This is a genomic window from Bdellovibrio sp. BIS2, from assembly GCF_055398295.1.
Genome location: NZ_AP035879.1, coordinates 1,410,907 through 1,429,861 on the forward strand (window position 1 = coordinate 1,410,907; position 18,955 = coordinate 1,429,861).

16 protein-coding genes are annotated in these 18,955 nt (G+C 50.2%); 14 read left to right on the plus strand and 2 right to left on the minus strand.

Annotated features, from left to right (window positions below; all coding sequences use genetic code 11):
- Positions 1-147: 147 nt before the first annotated feature.
- The gene (gene mazG / locus ACZ520_RS06815; RefSeq protein WP_232468600.1) at positions 148-966 is read right to left on the minus strand and encodes a nucleoside triphosphate pyrophosphohydrolase; all 819 of its coding nucleotides are present in this window, start codon (positions 964-966) and stop codon (positions 148-150) included.
- Positions 967-1,067: 101 nt separating this feature from the next.
- Between mazG and ACZ520_RS06820 the strand changes: the two genes are divergently transcribed.
- The 13 genes from ACZ520_RS06820 to ACZ520_RS06880 all read left to right on the plus strand — a co-directional run bounded on the left by ACZ520_RS06820 (position 1,068) and on the right by ACZ520_RS06880 (position 16,440).
- Positions 1,068-3,479, plus strand: coding sequence for an HD family phosphohydrolase (locus tag ACZ520_RS06820; RefSeq protein ID WP_464127821.1), 2,412 nt, complete (start codon positions 1,068-1,070; stop codon positions 3,477-3,479).
- A gap of 2 nt (positions 3,480-3,481) precedes the next feature.
- Positions 3,482-3,934 (plus strand): rRNA maturation RNase YbeY, encoded by a 453-nt coding sequence (gene ybeY / locus ACZ520_RS06825; RefSeq protein WP_088565611.1) that lies wholly within the window; start codon positions 3,482-3,484, stop codon positions 3,932-3,934.
- A gap of 294 nt (positions 3,935-4,228) precedes the next feature.
- A protein-coding gene (prfB, locus tag ACZ520_RS06830; RefSeq protein WP_232468598.1) for a peptide chain release factor 2 occupies positions 4,229-5,360 on the plus strand; the annotation gives its coding sequence in 2 pieces (ribosomal slippage) (positions 4,229-4,309 and positions 4,311-5,360; 1,131 coding nt in all).
- Positions 5,357-6,586, plus strand: a complete 1,230-nt coding sequence (locus ACZ520_RS06835) for an ABC transporter permease (protein ID WP_232468596.1) — start codon at positions 5,357-5,359, stop codon at positions 6,584-6,586. The genes prfB and ACZ520_RS06835 overlap by 4 nt, the downstream gene beginning before the upstream one ends.
- Positions 6,579-7,262 (plus strand): ABC transporter ATP-binding protein, encoded by a 684-nt coding sequence (locus ACZ520_RS06840; RefSeq protein WP_232468595.1) that lies wholly within the window; start codon positions 6,579-6,581, stop codon positions 7,260-7,262. Before ACZ520_RS06835 ends, ACZ520_RS06840 begins: the two co-directional genes overlap by 8 nt.
- Positions 7,263-7,420: 158 nt before the next feature.
- Positions 7,421-9,820: an outer membrane protein assembly factor BamA gene (bamA, locus tag ACZ520_RS06845; protein WP_088565608.1), complete on the plus strand. Its 2,400-nt coding sequence runs from the start codon at positions 7,421-7,423 to the stop codon at positions 9,818-9,820.
- Positions 9,821-9,963: 143 nt separating this feature from the next.
- Positions 9,964-10,464 (plus strand): OmpH/Skp family outer membrane protein, encoded by a 501-nt coding sequence (locus tag ACZ520_RS06850; RefSeq protein WP_088565607.1) that lies wholly within the window; start codon positions 9,964-9,966, stop codon positions 10,462-10,464.
- Between the two features lie 58 nt (positions 10,465-10,522).
- Positions 10,523-11,347, plus strand: coding sequence for an acyl-ACP--UDP-N-acetylglucosamine O-acyltransferase (lpxA, locus tag ACZ520_RS06855; protein WP_374032581.1), 825 nt, complete (start codon positions 10,523-10,525; stop codon positions 11,345-11,347).
- Positions 11,340-12,266 (plus strand): Gfo/Idh/MocA family protein, encoded by a 927-nt coding sequence (locus ACZ520_RS06860; protein ID WP_088565605.1) that lies wholly within the window; start codon positions 11,340-11,342, stop codon positions 12,264-12,266. The genes lpxA and ACZ520_RS06860 overlap by 8 nt, the downstream gene beginning before the upstream one ends.
- Positions 12,266-13,414: a lipid-A-disaccharide synthase gene (gene lpxB / locus ACZ520_RS06865; RefSeq protein WP_464127822.1), complete on the plus strand. Its 1,149-nt coding sequence runs from the start codon at positions 12,266-12,268 to the stop codon at positions 13,412-13,414. Before ACZ520_RS06860 ends, lpxB begins: the two co-directional genes overlap by 1 nt.
- Positions 13,414-14,430 carry a tetraacyldisaccharide 4'-kinase gene (gene lpxK, locus ACZ520_RS06870; RefSeq protein WP_232468593.1) on the plus strand — a complete coding sequence of 339 codons (1,017 nt, stop codon included), beginning with the start codon at positions 13,414-13,416 and terminating at the stop codon, positions 14,428-14,430. The genes lpxB and lpxK overlap by 1 nt, the downstream gene beginning before the upstream one ends.
- Positions 14,402-15,286 (plus strand): lysophospholipid acyltransferase family protein, encoded by an 885-nt coding sequence (locus ACZ520_RS06875; RefSeq protein WP_464127823.1) that lies wholly within the window; start codon positions 14,402-14,404, stop codon positions 15,284-15,286. Before lpxK ends, ACZ520_RS06875 begins: the two co-directional genes overlap by 29 nt.
- 59 nt (positions 15,287-15,345) lie before the next feature.
- On the plus strand, positions 15,346-16,440 hold the full coding sequence (locus tag ACZ520_RS06880; RefSeq protein ID WP_464127824.1) for a DUF3108 domain-containing protein: 1,095 nt from the start codon (positions 15,346-15,348) through the stop codon (positions 16,438-16,440).
- A 123-nt stretch (positions 16,441-16,563) separates the two neighbouring features.
- On the opposite strand, the gene ACZ520_RS06885 is transcribed toward ACZ520_RS06880, so the two are convergent.
- The gene (locus ACZ520_RS06885; protein WP_464127825.1) at positions 16,564-17,685 is read right to left on the minus strand and encodes a cyclic nucleotide-binding domain-containing protein; all 1,122 of its coding nucleotides are present in this window, start codon (positions 17,683-17,685) and stop codon (positions 16,564-16,566) included.
- A gap of 105 nt (positions 17,686-17,790) precedes the next feature.
- Between ACZ520_RS06885 and ACZ520_RS06890 the strand changes: the two genes are divergently transcribed.
- On the plus strand, positions 17,791-18,942 hold the full coding sequence (locus tag ACZ520_RS06890) for a glycosyltransferase family 9 protein (protein ID WP_464127826.1): 1,152 nt from the start codon (positions 17,791-17,793) through the stop codon (positions 18,940-18,942).
- Positions 18,943-18,955: the final 13 nt, after the last annotated feature.

Consider the following 18,955-nt stretch of genomic DNA (forward strand, 5'->3'; position numbering starts at 1 on the left):
TTGTCAGGCTTTCCGTCTTGTTTTCCAGGCTAAGTGCGCGTCGAAATTAGAAGATACTCGGAACTGTCGAACTTGTCGTCACAACCAATGTCCTCTTTTATTACGAGGCTTAAAAGAAAAGGGACCTTCGATGGAAGGTCCCTTGGATTATTTCTTCTTCAAAAGTAATTTGGCTTTCTGCCAGTACTCTTCTTTTTGCTCAAGGGTCATTGCTGAAAAATCTTTGTGATCTTTCGCGACAAGTTCCACCATGGTGTTGAAGCGATTTTCAAAACGCTGATTTGCTTTGCGCAAAACCTGCTCGGGTTCCATCTGCACATGACGTCCCAACTGGGCGAGCGAAAACAGGGCGTCTCCCAACTCGTGTTCGATCTCGCTGTCAGTGCCTTCATCCAAAGCTTCGCGCAGCTCCTGATATTCCTCTTCGACTTTGGCAAGGACACCATCCATGTCTTCCCAGTCGAATTTCAACTTTTCAGTGCGTTTGCCGATTTTGTAGGCTTTCTGTAAAGCCGGCAGGGGAGGCACATTCAGTGCGTATGGCGACGGTGCGGCAGAAGAAGCCTTCTCTTGTTTCTTGATTTCTTCCCAGTTGCGGATGACCTCGGCGGTGTCGGCAACCTGGGTGTCCGCGAAGACATGCGGGTGGCGGCGTACCAGTTTTTCGCTGATTCCGGCAATCACATCTTCCAGAGTAAAAGCTCCACGTTCGGCGGCAAGCTGAGCGTGCAGAACCACTTGAAAGAGGACATCCCCCAGTTCCTCTTTCATTTTCAGATCTTTCGCCGTATCGGAAGCGGGCAGTTCCAGGGCTTCGACCAGTTCGTGAGTCTCTTCAATTGCGTATTGAGTCAAAGACTCGTGAGTCTGTTCTTTGTCCCAGGGGCAACCTCCCGGGCCGCGCAAGGAAGCAACGATCTCGACTAAGGACTCAATATGACGTAAGTTGGAGGGAATGTGTGGCATCGGGACTCCTCGACTTTCTGATGGAATCTCTTTATTGCTAACACAAATGCATAGTGATTTCGACAATTTTTGCAATATGGGTTACCGTAGAAAAACTAGATATGCAACGAGGTAAGAATCCAAAAAAGGGCGAAAGCCCAGCCAAGCGGGTCAACTATGAGGATCACAGTCTGAAGTTTTTGGACTGGGTGGATTCCATCGGTTTGGAGAAGACATTCCTGGGTCGTATTGTGCAACTCATGGAGGAAAAATTCTTCATCCGTCGCGCGGCTTTGATCTTCCTGTATTGCGTCCTGCTTTCTTACACGATCTTCTATCAGTTCGATATTCCATACAACTTCAATGTCGGTGATGTGGCGAAGTACGATGTCACGTCGCCCATCGGCTTTGAAATGACCGACGAGGTCACCACCGAGGAAAAACGCCTGAAGGCGGAATACGCGGTGCCGATCGTTTACGACTATGACACCAGCGTCTTTGAACGTGTGTCGGTCAACCTGATTCACTCTTTCCGCACCATGCGTGCTTATTACCGCGAAACCAAGTGGCCGACGGCTCCGGCCCAGTACCGGATCGCGGTGAAGGATTTCTTCCAGTACAAAAAGCAGTTTGAAAAAGAGCTGGGTGTGGGGGTTTCGGACTTTATGTTCGAGTGGCTGATTGATCTTCGATTCAATCCGCGCATTGAAGCCATCGTTATCCGCAACCTTGAAAACTGGTACGACCGCAAAGTGGCTGAAGCGCCGGACCGCTTCATTCCGGCCAGCCAGGCTGCTGTTTTGGGTCGGGTGGTGCACAAAAACAATCTGGGGAAAGAATTCCCGATCCCGCGTGAAGAAATCCTGGATCTGCAGTCCCCGGAAAACTTCGAACTGGAGCTGAAAAAAGACCTGAATCGTTTCTCGGAATCGGATCAGGCCAATATCCTTTACTTTGCCCGTTCTTTGGTTGTTCCGAACATGACCCTGAACAAGCAGGAAACCGCCAGCCGCCGTCAGGCCGCGCGTGATGCGGTGATTCCGGTGACCATCACGATTAAAAAGAATCAGAACATCATCGCGCAAGGTTCGGTGGTTCAGCCGTTCCAGATGGCGGTGATCAAGCAGATTGAAAACATCCGCGCGGACAAGGGCAAAGACATCATGTCGCTTTCCATGGCGCTGATGCTGTCGGTGGCGATTTTGGTGTTTTTCTCTTACCTGAAGCGTTTCACCATCAATAAAGTGAAAATCGAATTCAAAGACGTTTCCGTCATGATGCTGATTGCTTTTGGCATTATCTTCTTCACCAAGATTTACATGTTCATCACGGATGCGGCCTTTGCTTCAAAACTGGGCCACTTCCTGCCTCCGGCGATCTTCCTGTATGCGGCTCCGGTGGCGGCAGGTCCGATGCTGGTGGGCCTGCTGATCACTTACGGTGAAATCGTGTGGTTGTTCACAGCCTTCCTGTCGGTGTGCCTGGGCATCATGGTGGATTACAACTTCGCCTTTATGTTCGTGTCTCTGGTAGGTGGTATCGCGGCGGCGCGCGGGGTTTATAACTGCAAAACCCGTAACGACGTTTATTATGCCGGTGTGCGCACGGGATTAGTAAATGCAGCGATGATTGCCTTCATTCTGACCATGACCAAGTTCGATCAAGAGGGCGGCGTAAAAGAAATTCTGCTTTCGATCCCGGCGGGCTTCCTGGGGGGTATTTTCTCGGCTCTGGTGGCGATGATGTTTGTTCCGCTACTGGAATCCGTCTTTAGCTACACCACGGACGTAAAGCTGCTTGAACTGAGCAACCTGAATCACCCGCTGCTAAAAGAAATGATCGTCAAAGCCCCGGGAACTTATCACCACTCTATGATGGTGGGCTCGATGGTGGAAGCGGCCGCGGAAGAAATCGGCGCCAATCCATTGCTGGGTAAAGTGATGTGCTATTACCACGACATCGGTAAAATGGAGCACGCCAATTACTTTATTGAAAATCAGAAGCCGGGCCACAACCCGCATGATCATATTTCTCCGTTTATGAGTAAGACCTTGCTGATCGCCCACGTAAAAGACGGGGTGGAAATGGGCATGGCCTACAAACTGGGGAAACCGATCATTGACGGGGTTTTGCAGCACCATGGAACCACGCTGATTTCTTATTTCTACAACAAGGCTCTGGATCTGAAAAAAGAAGACGGTCCGGAGATCGGGGAAGAGGACTTCCGCTATCCGGGTCCGAAACCGCAGTTCCGCGAAGCTGCATTGTGTATGCTTGCCGACAGTATCGAAGCGGCGGCTCGATCTTTGGATGAGCCGACTCCGGCACGTCTGCAGAACATCGTTAAAAACATCACGCAAAGAAAGTTCTCTGACGGGCAGTTGGATGAATGTAATCTGACCCTGAAAGACATCTCCAAGGTCGAAGCCGCGTTCATCCGCATTCTTCTGGGGATCTATCACCAGCGTATTGATTATCCTCGCAGTGCCGGTGGCGGGCTGGGGGATGTCGGTCACACGCCATCACAGGGTTGATCATGGAAGTTTTGATCGTCAATGAATCCAAACACGCGGCGCCTCGCAAATTCATTCAAAGCTGGATGGATCTTGTGGTGACTGAGTTAAAGCGCAAAAAAGTGCTGAAAGCGGATCAGGCCCGTCGCGAACTGACGCTGGTCTTTTTGGATAAAAAACCCGCTCAGAAAATCAACATGGAGTTTCGCGGTAAGAACTACGCCACGGATGTCCTGAGTTTTGACTCGATGGATCCGGGTTCTTTAGGGGAGCTTGTTTTATGCCCCGAGGTTTTAAAGCGGCAATCCAAAGAGCATGGGCTTACTTATCAGCAGGAGCTGGGTTACATGCTGTTGCATGGGGTGCTTCATTTGCTGGGGTACGATCACGAAACCAGTGAGGCCGACGCTCTTGAAATGTTCGGCATTCAGGATGCGGCTTTCGAAGTCCTTTTGAAAAAAGTTTCTGGTAAATAAGGCCTCTTTTCCCTCTAAAATCGACAAGACAATCGAAACCTCGCAGAAAGACCCCAAAGGGACCTTCTGCGTCCATGGTTTTGTCTAAAGTTTGAACGATTCCTTCGCGCGGCCGGTGTTTTCGCCGCTTTCCTGCATTCATTTCGCAAATAGTCAGAAGAGACCCGGTTGGCATCGCCTTTGTAATAGGCAGATGTGTGTTTCTCCCATACTTCCGCCTCCGAGAGATTTTCCCCTCCCTTCTCTCGGAGGCGTTTTTCTTGACAGACTGGGCCCTGTGATTACACTGGGCCTATGTCTATCGTTACTGAAGCCTCTGAAATTAAAAGTAAAATCGTGTCTCTCGAAGCCTTCTCGAAGGAGCTTCGGGGGTATCTTTGACTTAGATCGCAAGAAAAAACGCCTGGAAGAGATCTCCATTCAGGCTGAAAACCCGGCCATCTGGGAAAAACCTGCTGAAATGCAAAAGCTGAACAAAGAAAAAGCCCTGCTTGAAAAGGCGGTGGGTGAATTCGACACTTTTGCAGGCCGTTTGAGCGACGCCAAAGTTCTGCTGGAAATGGCGGAAGAAGCCCAGGATGAAGGCAGCTTCAGCGAAGCCAAAGGTGAAGTCGTGGCCCTGGAAAAACTGGGTGAAGAACTTGAGTTGAAACGAGTTCTGAATGGCGAGCTGGACAGCAACAGTGCCTACCTTTCCATCAACTCCGGGGCGGGCGGTACTGAGTCCTGCGACTGGGCTTCGATGCTTCTGCGTATGTATACCCGCTATGCTGACAAGCATGACTTCAAAGTTCAAATCATCGAGATGACCGAGGGCGAGGGTGCCGGGATTAAATCCTGCACGCTTTTGATTGAAGGTCCGTATGCCTATGGATATCTGAAAGCTGAATCCGGTGTGCATCGTCTGGTGCGCATTTCTCCATTTGATTCCAATGCCCGTCGCCACACTTCGTTTGCGTCCGTTTTTGCCTGGGCGGAAGTGGATGACGACATCAATATCGAGGTTCGTCCGGAAGACTTGAAAGTTGACACCTTCCGCGCCAGCGGGGCCGGTGGTCAGCACGTCAACAGAACGGATTCGGCGGTTCGTATGACACATATTCCGACCGGGGTTATTGTGACCTGTCAGGTGGAAAGATCCCAGATCCAGAACCGTGAAAAAGCCCTGAAGATGTTGAAAGCGCGCCTTTATGAAATGGAAATCGAAAAGCGCAATGCAGAAAAAGACGCGATGAATTCCCAGAAAAAAGCCAATGAATGGGGTTCGCAAATTCGCTCTTACGTGATGCATCCCTATCAGATGGTCAAAGACCACCGCACCGATCATGAGACCAATCAGGTCGATGACGTGATGGACGGGGATTTGGATGGGTTTATCATGTCTTATCTGAAGTCCACTTTGACGGCGGAAAGTCAGCCTTCGTGAAGTCGTCATTGCCTTGGCTTTCCTGGCGACTGCTTTTCTCGCGCAAAACCATGTTTGGCGGCTCGGCTCCTTTGGCCTTGTTGGGACTGGTTTTGGGGGTGGCGGCGCTGGTGGCCTCGATGGCGGTGATGAGTGGTTTTGAAAACACTCTGAAAACCGCCATGGCGGAAGTTTCCGGTCATGCACAAGTGGTGAAGCGTTCACGTTTTCCTGATGACTGGAAAGAGCTGGAAGAGCGCATTCGCAAGGCCGAACCCACCTTGGTCAGCACCAGCCGCTTTGTTTTTATTGAAGCGGTTTTGGCCAATAAAGGCCAGATTTCGGGTGTTTTGATTCAGGGTGTGGACACACAAAGGGTGAATGAGGTTTTGAACTTCAAACGCCGTATTGTCAGCGGGTCTGATGATTTAAATGTGGCCACGGATGTGCCTTTGGCGCTGGTGGGTAAGAATCTTGCCAAAAAAATGAACCTCAATGTCGGCGACACCTTCCGTGTGGTGGTGCCAGTGGCGGATTCTGTGGATCCGTCAAAATTCCAGCGCCGGGTGGGGGCTTTCAAGGTGCAGGGTGTTTTGGATCTGGGAAAACACGACTGGAATGAACGTTTTATTTTGTCTGATTTAAAAGCCACCCAGGATCTGGCTGATATTGGAGACCGTTATTCGGGCCTGTTGTTGAAGTTTCAGGACGTGGATCATGCCCGTGAAGCTGCCTTCAACTTAAGCGGTGTGTTGGGGGCTCCTTACTGGGTGCGTGACTGGCGTGATGCCAATGAAAACCTTTTTGAAGCCATCAATGTCGAGCGTCCGGGGATCTTCTTTGTTGTACTGGTGATCACCATCGTGGCGGCGTTCAATGTGTCGGCAACTTTGTTTGTAAATGTCGTTCGTCGCTTCAAAGATATCGCCATTCTTAAAACCGTGGGCCTGTCACAAAAAGACATCATGAAGATCTTTGTCTGTCAGGGCCTGTTCATGGGCGTGGTGGGGCTGGTGCTGGGGTTTGTTCTGGGTGTCGGTATCGCCTATTTGTTTGAATTTATGCAGGGGCGTTTAAGTCTGATTTCCGGCGAGGTCTATCGTCTGGAAAATATCGAACTGCAAATCCGTTTCGTGGATGGCGTGGCCATCTGTATTGCAACACTTGTGATCTGTTTGATTGCCACAATTGCGCCGGCACGTCGCGGGGCGAAGCTGGAACCGGTGGAGGGACTTCGAAGTGAATAGCGAAAATATTCTTTTGCGTGCCGTGGACATTCACAAATCCTATACCCAAGGGGTGGGTGAGCTTGAAATTCTTCGTGGTGTCAGTCTGGATATCCGCGAGGGTGAGGCGTTTGCGATTCTTGGGGCTTCCGGTGCTGGCAAATCGACTTTGTTGCAGATCATGGGAACTTTGGATCGTCCGAATAAGGGCGAGCTGTATTGTGAAGGTCGCGATCTTCTGGCGATGAGTGATGATGAGCTGTCCCGCTTCCGCAACTCGGAGATGGGTTTCGTCTTTCAGTTCCACCATCTCTTAAGTGAATTCAATGCTCTTGAAAACGTCATGATCCCTTGTCGTGTGGGTGGGGAGTCTATCAAGGTGGCCAAAGAAAAGGCGTTGCACCTTTTGAATTTCATGGGCCTTGCGGACCGCGCCGACCATCATCCGAACCAGCTTTCTGGGGGTGAGTTGCAGCGCGTAGCCATTGCTCGTGCCTTGGTGCGCCATCCAAAGATTCTGTTCGCAGATGAGCCGACAGGGAATTTGGATTCCCACACCAGTGGAAAGATTCAGGAGCTGTTCTTCCGTCTGAAGGAAGAAATGAAATTGGCCCTGGTTATCGTGACTCACGATCTGACCTTCGCCACCAGGTTTCCGAAGGTGTACAGAATGAAAGACGGTCAATGGCAGTCTTAAGGCCCTGGGGCTATCTTCATGATTTGCTTGTGCTTTGCGGCTAAAAAAGTCGATTTGCTTGTCTGGTGGCTTTGACAGGACCTTGGTCTTAAGTTACGATTCCTTGTCTAAATTGTAAGTACTTAAAAATCTTATAGATTTTTAAAAAATAACGGGGAATGGGAACTTTGAGTAAGCTTCTTTGTGCACTGTTAATCACATTCATGACTTCGACGGTGGTAGCTCAGCCTGCCAAAAAGAAAAACGCCAAGGCCAAAGCTCCTGTTGCGGCTGCGGAAGCATCGGATGCGACATCCGGTTTGATCGTTAAAACCATCGAAGTTGCCGGCAATCGTAAAATTGAAAAAGACGCCATTCTTGCAAAGATCACCACCAAAGTGGGCGAGCAGTACAGCACTCAGCACATCCGTGAAGATGTGCAGGCGTTGTTCAATCTGGGCTTCTTCAACGACATCCAAGTGGATCGCAAGACCACCGGCAAAGACGTCACGCTGACGTACACTGTTTTGGAAAAACCTTCTGTGGTTGAAATCACTTATGAAGGCAACAGTGAAGTAAAGTCTGAAGATATTGCCGATGCCACAGGCATCAAGCCTTACCAGCTTTTGAATATGGCCAAAGTTAAAGAAGCGGTGGAGAAAATCCAAAAGCTTTATGAAGACAAGGGTTTCTTCCTGGCCAAGATTGATTCAGAAGTTCAAGAGGTCACCAAAGACGAAACTGTCCGTCTGGTCTTTAAGATCCGTGAAAATGATAAAGTAAAAGTTAAAAAGATCACCTTCCTGGGTAACAACCACATGGGTGACAGCTCGCTGAAAAGCAAGATGCTGACTCAAGAGGGCGGCTTCTTCTCTGGCATCAGCGGCTCTGGTCAGTACAAGCAGGAGATGTTTGAACGTGATGTTCAGATCCTTCGCTTCCTTTACTGGAATCAGGGTTATGTTCAAGCCAAGGTTGATCGTCCGCAGGTGACGGTGACACCGGATAAAAAGAACATTTATATCACCATCCGAATTGAAGAGGGTGAGCAGTACAATGTCGGCGACGTGGATTTTGCCGGCGATCTTTTGTTCCCGAAATCCGAATTGCGCGAAGTGATCAAGATCGATGACAACGGCGTTTTTGCTTACGATGTGTTGCAAAAAGACATCAGTGATCTGACGGCGAAGTATGGTGACTTGGGTTATGCCTATGCCAACGTTATTCCGCGCACTCGTTTCAACGACAAAGAACGTCGCGTGGACCTGGTGTTTGAATTCGACAAGGGTAACAAAGTTTACTTCGGCAAAATCAACATGGTCGGCAACTCCAAGACCCGTGACAAGGTCATCCGTCGTGAGCTGAAAGTTCATGAGGGCGAGCTGTACAACGAAACGCGCCGTCGTCAGTCTTTGGAAAACATCCAGCGTCTGGGCTTCTTTGAGGAGGTGAACTTCAAGACCTCCATCGATCCGGAACGCACGGAAGTTATGAACGTGGACATTTCCGTGAAAGAGCGTAACACCGGTCAGATCCAGTTGGGTGCCGGGTATGGTACTTCCCAGGGTTTCACTTTGCAGGGTTCCATCAGTCAGGCGAACTTCCTGGGTAAAGGTCAGAATCTGGGTGCGTCCTTGAATTTGAGCAACACGGGCAGTTACTACAGCTTGTCCTTCACTGAGCCGTACTTCCGAGACACCCTTTGGTCTTTGGGGGCGGATCTTTATCAAAGCGCGAACACTGGACGTGTGGACTATGACGAAAATCACACAGGTGGTGCAATTCGTTTGGGTCACCCGCTGGCCGAGTACACGCGTGGTTTCCTGAAGTACAAATATGACGACACCAAACTGTCTAAAAAATACGACAGTGAAGGCAAGTTGATCACGGATCCGGATCTGTTCCCGTTGGAATCGGCTTCCGGTGTGACCAGCTCCATGACTGGAACTGTTGAATATGACACGCGTAATGACCGTCAGATGCCGACCAAAGGGATCTATTCCAGCGCGTCTTATGAATACGCCGGTCTGGGTGGAGATCTGAAGTATACTCGCGGTAACGCCAACTTCAGATACTATAAGAACCTGTTCTGGGACGTAGTGTGGCGAAATAACATCCAATATTCCCGTATCGACGGGTTGGATGGTCAGGAAGTTCCGTTCTCTGAATTGTACCTTCTGGGTGGACCTTACTCTTTGCGTGGTTATAGATCCTATCGCGTGGGTAAAATGAAGTTCTCTGAGATGATCTATAACGATCTGATCGCCGAGGGTAAGTCCGAGGCGGAAGCTCGTGAGAAAGCTTGGCGTTTCTACGGGGGCGTTCAGCAGGCCATGTACCAGACGGAATTACAGTTCCCTTTGGTTAAAGAAGCTGGCATCATGGGTGCTGGATTCTTCGATATCGGTGCCGCGGATGATGTCCTTTCAGACAATAACTTCTTCGCGGACGTCGGCTTCGGTATTCGCTGGTATTCACCAATTGGTGTATTGCGCTTCGAATGGGGCTTCCCACTGAACCGCAACCCAGCTTACCAAGACGCCACCGTCTTCGAATTCTCCATCGGGCCTAGTTTCTAAGCGCGCCCGGCGCAGGAAGCGCAGGCGCCCTCTGGGCGCCGTAGCTAGACTTAGCCGGCTGGGCCGGGAGAGCGCAGCGGGCTTTGCCCGCGTAGCTGAACCAGTACAAAATTATTTTTAAAACCTTTTAAGGAGGATTTGGAATGAAGAAAATGTTGATCGTGTTGAGCATGCTACTGACGGCATCTTTGGCACAAGCTCAGGCAAAAGTTGGATTTGTTGATATGCAAAAAGCTATTCAGTCCACTTCTGCGGGTAAGAAAGCAAAAACGGAACTTGAAACAGAGTTCAACAAAAAGAAAAAAGAGCTGGAGAAAAAAGAAGCAGACTTGAAAAAGATGGGTGAAGACCTGGAAAAGAAAAAGTCTGTTCTTTCTGAAGAAGCGCTTGGTAAAAAACAAGCTGAATTCCAGGAAGAAATGCTGAAGTATCGTGATGTGGTTGGTAAAAGCCAGATCGAAATTCAGAAAAAAGAGCGCGAGCTGACAGCTCCGATTCTTGAGAAAATGAAAAAAGTGATCGCGAAACTTGCGAAAGACAAAGGTTACACTCTGGTGCTGGAGAACTCTCAAATGGTTCTTTACGCAACTGCGGATGCGGACCTGACAACTGAAGTAATCGCGGCCTTCGAAAAAGAAAAGTAGTTGATAAGAAAACGAAAGGGCCTGCAAAGGCCCTTTTTTAGTTTAGGAATAGAAGTTCATGGCAAATTATAAGATTCATCCAAGCAGTGTTATTTCTCCAGACATCCAAATCGCCGACGATGTTGAAATCGGCCCTTACTGTTTGATTCAAGGCAAAGGTTTTATTGGCAAAGGCACATTCGTCGAAGGTCATGTGACACTGGGTTCCCGTCACGGCATTATCGAAATCGGCGAAAATAATCATTTCTGTCCCGGTGCTGTAATCGGAGGGGCTCCTCAGGACCTTTCCTATAAAGGTGAACCAACCAAATTGATTATCGGTAACAACAACACGTTCCGTGAATTCTCCACCGCCAATCTTGCGACCAGCAAGGGTGACGGCAAAACAGAAATCGGCAACAACGGCTACTTCATGGCTTACACGCACATCGGGCATGACTGCAAAGTCGGCAACAATGTGACCATCGCCAACAACTCCCATTTGGGCGGACACTGTGAAATTGAAGACGGTGTGACCATCGGGGGCGTGTGCGCCTTCAACCAGTTCACCAAAGTGGGCCGTGGTGCTTTCGTGGCGGGTTCTTCCATCGTGAACAAGGACATCCTGCCGTTCTGTCGTGCTCAGGGCACTTACGCGACAATCCGCGCGACCAACAAGATCGGTCTGGCGCGCAAAGGCTTCCCACGTGAAGAAATCGCAAACGTGCACAAAGCCATCCGTATCATCATCATGGGTTCTCACACCGTTGAGGAAGGCATTGAACGCATCCTGAACGAGTGCACGATGAGCCCGAACATCGAGTACTTCGTGAACTTCATTCGCTCTTCCAAACGCGGTATCGCCGTGGACAGAAGCCCTAAAGGATGGCAGGACGATGAGTAATAAACTTCGTGGCGCGGTTATCGGGGTTGGTTACCTGGGTAAATTCCACGCTCAGAAATACAAAAACAATCCGAACGTGGAACTGGTCGGGGTGTGTGATCACTTCCCGGCACAGGCTGATAAAATCGCCATGGAGCTGGGGGTAAAAAGCTTCCACAAGCCCCAGGATTTGATTGGTCATGTGGATCTGGTGACCATTGCGGCAAGTACGCTGAGTCACTTTGAACTGGCAAAGTTGTTCGTGGAAAACGGCGTTCATGTGAACGTTGAAAAGCCGATCACCGCCACCGTTCAGCAGGCTGAAGAGCTTCTGGCTTTGGCTGAAAAAAAGAATGTGAAAGTGGCCGTCGGGCATATCGAAAGATTCAACCCGGCGATCAATGATCTGCAAAAGCATCTGAAGAATCCAAAATTCATCGAGCTGAACCGCATGGCGCCTTACAACAAGCGTGGTTCTGATGTCAGCGTTTTGCACGACCTGATGATCCACGACATGGATCTGTTGTTCTGGCTGACGGGTTCTGAAATTGAGTCCATGAACGGCACCGGCACCAAGCTTATTTCCAAAGAGCTGGATACCGCCTCTGTGTCTTTCAAAATGAAAAATGGCATGCAGGTGATGATCAATGTCAGCCGTGTGTCCCCGGTGGCCCAGCGATCCATTCGCGTTTTGCAGGATGATTGCACCCTGTTTGCCCAGACTGGCACTTTGGAACTTGAAAAAGTGGTTCCGGGTCCGGGTGGTGATGAGTTCCTGACGGTCACCAAGTGGTCCGTTGAAAAAGCCGATGCCCTGCAAAGGGAAACGGATGCTTTCATCGACTGTGTTTTGAATAATAAAAAACCTGTGGTCACAGGTCTTGACGGGTTGAAGGCCCTGAAAGCCATCGAAGACGTGCAGAGAATGATTGAGGGCTGATGGATCAGGTTCTGATTGTGGCGGCGGAAGCCTCCAGTGTGACCTATGCCCAAAGAATTCTGGAAGCCTGGAAGCGCAAAGGCCGCAAGGTTCATGCTTTCGGCGTGGGCAGCCAGGATATGGAAGACATCGGCTTTGAACGCCTGGGTAAATCCGAAGAGATGGCCGTGGTCGGTGCCGCCGAAATCATCAGTGCTTATTCTCATCTGAAAAGTGTTTTTGACAGCCTGGTGGCGGAGGCTGAAAAGCGCCGTCCGAAAGTGGCGATCGTGATGGACTATCCGGAATTCAACCTGATGCTGGCAAAAAAACTGCACGCATTGGGAATCCCGGTTGTTTACTACATTTCCCCGCAGGTGTGGGCATGGCGCAAAGGCCGTGTGAAGACGATCAAAAAGTACTGCAAAAAAGTATTCGTTTTGTTCCCGTTTGAAGTGCCTTTCTATGAAGAGCACGGGGTGCCGGTGGAGTTCGTCGGTCATCCGCTTCTGGATGAATTGGACGAGCGTTTGATTGATGATCTTGAGTACCGCAAAACTCACCGCAACCAGTGCGGCATTCGTGACAACGAAATCGTGCTGGGCTTGATGCCGGGCAGCCGTCGTCTGGAAGTGAAGCAGCACCTGGACATTCAATTGGATGCGGCTCGGATTTTGTCCAAGAAATTCCCGAATCTGAAAGTTTTGATCCTGACTGCTCCGACCTTCACGAAAGAGTACATGCAGGACCGTCTGGAAAATTTCCGACTGCCTTATATGTTGCTGAAGGATGAGCCGTTTAGAATGATTCATCTGGTGGACATGATGCTGGTGGCTTCAGGAACAGCGACCCTGCAAGTGGGCTTGCTGAAAAAACCCATGGTCATCATGTACAAGATGAAGTGGCTGACGGGTATTTTTGCGAAGCTCTTCGTTCGCGGGACCAAGTATTTTGGTCTGGTGAATTTGATTCTGGACAAAGAAGCGGTTCCAGAGCTGTTCCAAAGTGAAGTGACCGCCGAGAATTTGGCGGCTGAGCTGGAACGTTATGTTCTGGATAAGAAGTATCACGACTCTGTCGTCGCGGATCTTGGGCAGGTTCGTCAGTATCTTGGTGACAAGGGTGCGACCGAACGCGTGGTCAAAGCCCTGGAAGAGTACTTCGTCTGATGAGATATCTTCGTCCACTGTCATTTTTGTATGATCAGGTCGTGGGGGTTAAAAACAGCCTCTTTGACCGCGGTGTATTCGGCATCTACAAGGCGCCGGTGCCGGTGATCAGTATCGGAAATCTGACAGTGGGTGGAACCGGAAAAACCCCGATCACTGATTATTGTCTGAAGTCGCTGGTGGCTGATGGCAAGAAAGTGGCGGTGATCAGCCGCTCTTACCGCGCGGATGCTGATTCGCCTTGTCTGGTGGATGTGGATCACCCCTTTGCCGCACGTTACTTCGGTGACGAGCCGGTGTTGCTGGCTCAGGCCAACCCCCAGGTGAAAGTGTACGTGGGCCCCAGCAAGTGGCGCACGGCCCGTTATTCCACGGAAGTTCATAAATATGATGTGCTGATTGTGGATGATGGATTCCAGCACCGCCGCCTGCATCGTGATTTGAATATCGTCATTCTGGATGCGACCGAAAGCCTGGCGAATTACGAGGTTCTGCCGGAAGGCCGTGCCCGTGAATCGTGGGCGGGGATACAGCGTGCGGATGTTTTGATTTTATCCAAATGCAATCTGGCCACAGAGGATGCTTTGAAGGCTTTGGAGGCCAAACTTCCCAAAGACAAGGAAGTGCTTTATTTCGGATACGAGATTCAGAAGTGCCAGAACGTCAAAACCGGACAGGTTTTGAATCGCAGCGAAATTCAGGGTAAAAAACTGTTCCTGGTTTCAGCCATTGCAAGACCCGATGTTTTCGAAAAGATGATGGGCGAAATCGGGGAGGTCTCAAAACAGAGCCTGCACTATCGCGATCATCATCAGTACACGGCTCAGGATGTGAAAAACATCACCGAGGCCTTCGAACTTTCAGGGGCGGATATGCTGGTGACCACCGGCAAAGATGCCGTGAAACTTCGTCATTTGTTCAACGACTCCTCCATCCTGTGGAGCACCTCTTTGGAAGTGGTTGAAGCAGGAAAGAAGGGACGCCTTCATGAGATTATTACTCAAGTTCTTCGTTAATCTGATGGTTTTTTTCAGCTCGCTGGTGCCGCGCCGCTGGCTGCGCAAATCCGGATCCTGGGTGGGATTCTTGTGGTTTGATGTCTTTGGTTTCCGCAAAAAAATCGTCCTGGACAATCTGAAGCTGGCTTTCCCCGAATGGACTGACAAACAAAGAAAAGCTGTGGGGCGTGAGTCAGTTTATCAATTGGGATATAACTTTGCAGAATTCTTTTTCATTCCGTCTGTGACGCCTGAGTGGATCACCAAGAATGTGGTTTTTCACGGCTGGGAGCACGTTGAAAATGCCCGGGCTGCCGGGAAAGGAATGTTCTTCCTGACTTTGCATCTGGGAAATGGGGATCTTGCCTGTAACACGATTGTGTTAAACGGGCAGAGCGTGAACCTGATCACGAAAAGATTTAAAACCAAATGGTTTGATGATCTGTGGTTTTCCATTCGCGGGGCGAAAGGTGTTCAGTACATCGATGCGCACGCGCCTAACAACGCTTTTGAAATTTTGAAGGCCTTAAAAAAGAACTCGGCGGTGGTCTTTGTCCTGGACCAGTTTATGGGTCGCCCCTTCGGTATTGAGACCTCCTTCTTCGGAAAAAAGACAGGCACAGCCTATGGTCTAGCTCTGTTCGTGCAAAAAACCAAGGCTCCGGTCCTTCCCATCTATACCTACGAGGGGGAAGACAAAAAACTTCATGTTGTTGTGGAGCCAGCGATGGACACGGCTTCGTGTGTGGCTGATGATAAAGACCAGACGACTCTGAATTTGACGCAAAGTTATTGCGACAAGCTTGAAGAGATTGTCAGAAAGCACCCGGAACAATGGATGTGGGTGCATCGACGGTGGAAGGACTTCCGGTGAATAAGCTGCTTCTTGGTGCTCTCGTTTCATTGTTTTTGGTTTCTTGTTCGACTTCATTTTTGAAGTACGAAAAGGCCGATCAACTGAAAAAAAACGAGGAGTTCGAAGGAGCCGTCACGATTGTAAAACCGCAGACGGAAGCCCCACCAGAGGGCGCTGCGGAAACCACAGCGGCAGGACCGGCCGCGGCGAAATCCGATACTCCAGGGAAGGCGGATAAGTCAGCCGCCAAAACTTCTGCCAAAGCCCCCGGCAAAACTTCTGCAAAGCCAACAGGGAAGGCCGCTGAAAAAACGGATGTAAAAGCTTCCGCAAAGACAGCCGCCGCACCCGCAGGCAAGCCGGCTGCAAAAACCACCAAGTCGGCTAAAACAGAAACGGCTGCGTCCGAGCCAGCGGCCCGCCAGCCTGATATCGAAGATTCCGAAGGATTCAACGGCCGTCGTCCGGTGAATGATCCATTCCGGGTGGGTGAGGAAGTGGTGCACGACGTGCATTATTTCAAGGTCTCTGCCGGGGAGCTTCGCATGAAGGTGGAGCCTTTTGCCATGGTCAATAATCGCAAGTCTTACACATTTGCGGTGGAGATTCGTACCAGTTCCTTGTTCAGTTCCTTCTATAGTGTTGAAGACCGCGTTGAGACATTCGTGGATTACGAGGACCTTGTGCCTCGTGTGTTCCAGTTGCACGTGAAGGAATCCGGTCAATTGCGTGAAGCCAAGATGCTCTTTGACGTCGAGAAAAACACGGCGACCTTCTGGGAAAAGAAGGTGACCAAGGATCACGGGGAAGAAGAGAAAAAACAGAACTGGGAAATCCTGCCTTACACGCAAAACGTGTACAGCGCGATTTACTATATGCGAAATTTCAAATGGGAAACGGGCAAAGAGTATTCTTTCCGCGTCGGGAATGACAATGAGAACCTGGTCTTCTCTGGCAAAGCCCTGCGCCGTGAAGTTCTGAACACCAAGCTGGGGCCGATTAAAGCCATCGTGGTTCAGCCCAAAATCACTTTGAAGGGCAAATTAAATCCGATCGGCGACAACTTCATCTGGTTGTCTGACGATGATCGTAAATTTATCCTGAGAATTGAATCCAAAATCAAAATCGGAACACTTGTTTCCGAAGTCGTGTCTATTAACCCGGGCCGCTGAAAATACCCCATCTGACTGCGTTGTCGTGCGCTCTCCTCGCTCCGACGTGCTTGGAGCACGCCTGCGCTGTGGGGAGCTTCTCCGCCTTGCATCTGGGGCATTTTGAGCGGCCCCTAAGTTGAACTATCGTTGGCGGTCGGCTTCGAGTCTTTGTGCGGCCAGAGTTTCGATTTCTTTTGCTAAGAATAAATTTTGAGACAGAACTTGATAGAAATTGTTTTGCTGGATTTCCAGCAGAATGGTTTCTTGTTGGGTGGTGGCGGTGGCTGTGCGCTGGCCGCCGCTCATTAGTAGGGAAATTTCGCCGAAACAGGCGCCTTGGGCCATGACGTTGATGTTGCGGCCCTGTTGGCTGATCACAACGCTGCCTTGGACGACGATGTAGCAGGTGTTGGCGGGTTGGCCCTCATTGAAAAGTCTTTGATGGGCCGGGGACTTAACCAAACGGCCTGAGAAGATCAAACTGTCCAGGCAATCACCGGGTAAATTCTTAAATACGTTGGAAGACTGCAGGGCCTGCAGAATCCAGAAGCGTTGTTGCAGGCTTTGAGCTTTGTCGCTTTTGATCAGTTGATCGAACTCTGGCAAATGGCGAACACGCAGAATTTCACTGGGAGCCAGAGTGATAACGTCCGCGGTGCGCGGGTGATTTAACAGGAATCCGCTTTCACCAAACAGGGCCCCGGAATGAAGTGCCGCCACCATCTGGCGCTGTTGATTGCCGAACACACGGTAAATGCCGGCCTGGCCTTTTAACAGAATGAACAGATCCCGGTCATTTTTTCCGGATTGAATGACTTTGATGTTGGCCGGGACCTGGAAGCGTTCAGAGTTTTGCATCAGGTGCTGCGCAAGCCGCGAATCCAAAGAACGGAAGAAGGGCAGTTGCGACGGATTTAGCGAGCTCACTTGCTGGCCTGGTCCGCTTAAATGCCCTTGTTCGTGCATGGCCTGTTGGGCGCGGTTGAAGTACGCCTGAACATTCGGGTTTTGCAAAAGGCCTTCCTGAATCAGGAATTCCAGCAAAGCAGACAATTCGCGAAAGCTGACCAGCCAGCCCTGTCCCAGAAAGAACTGAACCAGGCCCTCGATGGAGCTGCCGTTTTTAAGCACATCCAGATATGAGTACTGCAGGGGATTCAGGCGATAGCTTTTGCGCGTGGAAAGAACCGTAAAGCTGCCGCCATCAGCGGAAGGCTGCATTTGCAGGGCGGGGATTTGCAGGGGTTCTTTCTCGATTCTCATTCGAGGGCTTATCGGAATATTTCAGCCGGCCTTCAACAATACCAAGGTCCTGAAAAGCCGGTCTGGATCTGCGCCATCGGCGGGCAACTGACATAGAATATGAAGATGGCGATGATCAATTGCAGACACTTTTCCGGTTACAAACCCTGCTCCAAAAATACGGTGTGTGACTCTTCCTGCACGCAAAAAGATGTGCCGACATGCTCTGTTTTGATTGTTCATCTGGGCGCCTTGGGGGCCGTGGTTCGCAGCACCAGTCTGTTGAAAGCTATCAAGCGCAAATACCCCGGTTCCATGATCACGTGGGTGACTGATGCGCCGGCTCACCATCTGCTGAAAAATCATCCTGCCCTTGATCGTGTCCTGACCACCAGCGAAGCGGACCTTTTGCAACTGTCGACTTTGGAATTTGAAGTGGGTTTTGTGATTGATAAGTCCCTGAAGGCCTGCGGGGTCGTGAAGCGCACTCAAGTGGATCAAATTTATGGCTTCACGGTTCAAGGATCCAATGGCGCGATTGTTCCGGCCACGGACGCGGCTCAAGAGCTGTGGGAACTGGGTTTGGACAATCATAAAAAATTCTTCGTCAATCAAAAGCCTGAAACCCAGTTGATGATTGAGGCTTTGGAGTTGGGTGAATACCAGCGCGATGACTACTGGTTGCCACTGACTGAAAGTGAAGACCGAGAAGCTCGTCGTCGTAAAGACATGTGGCTTGCTGAAAATAATAAATCCCTGGTGATTGGTTTGAACACTGGATGCAGTCCGGTGATTCCTTATAAAAAACTGACGGTGGACTATCATCGTCTGCTGATTGAGCGCATTCAGGCAAAGTTTCCGTATGCTGAGATTGTGCTGCTGGGCGGTCCTGAAGACACCATTCGTAACGGTCTTATTCAGGAAGGTTATTCCGTGATTTCTTCGGAAACCGAGTCGGGGCTTCGTGACGGCCTGATCAGTGTTGCCGCCTGTGATGTGGTTGTGACCGGGGACAGTCTGGGCATGCACATGGCGATCTCTCAGAAAAAACAAGTGGTGGCCTGGTTTGGTCCGACTTGTGCTCACGAGATCGACATTTATGACAGAGGATTTAAGCTTTTGACAAAAAGCCCCTGCAGCCCTTGCTGGAAGAGGACTTGTGAAAAAGCCATTATGTGCTACGATCAGGTCTCGTTAGAGGAAGTTATCGATGCCCTTGAATCTTGTTGTGCAAACCGCCTTTCTGGGCGATCTACTGCTCTCAATCCCGCTCCTTAAAAAATGCCGGGCC